The organism is Adlercreutzia sp. DFI.6.23 (assembly GCF_024462535.1).
GTDB classification, from domain to species: Bacteria; Actinomycetota; Coriobacteriia; order Coriobacteriales; family Eggerthellaceae; genus Adlercreutzia; species Adlercreutzia rubneri.
Window position 1 is genome coordinate 1 of sequence record NZ_JANGBP010000529.1, and the last position, 300, is coordinate 300.

The following is a 300-nucleotide window of genomic DNA, read 5'->3' on the forward strand; positions in this document are numbered from 1 at the left end:
GTGGAGCACCACATGCTCGTCGGGGAACAGCGCCTCTGCGGCTTCTTCCACCTGCTGGGTGTTGGCCACGTCGTTCAACGTGAAGAACACGTCGGTAAAGGCGTCGGGCGCGGCGCCCCCAGTGGTCACGCCCACCATGCCTGCCGCCGTGGAAAGGGCGTAGCCCGGACGATCGTAACAGCCCACCACGGTATAGGTGCTCTCCTCGGTGTTCGTGATATCCTCGTTGAAGATGCCGCCGTCGATGTCCGCCTCCAGCACGCCCATGGAGGAGTTGAGCGGCGTGCAGGGGGAGGCCCA

The 300-nt window shown here is 65.0% G+C and carries 1 protein-coding gene; it reads right to left on the reverse strand.

The annotated features are described in order from the left end of the window. On the reverse strand, positions 1-300 hold a 300-nt coding region (locus tag NE591_RS14435), incomplete at both ends, for a hypothetical protein (protein ID WP_256157006.1).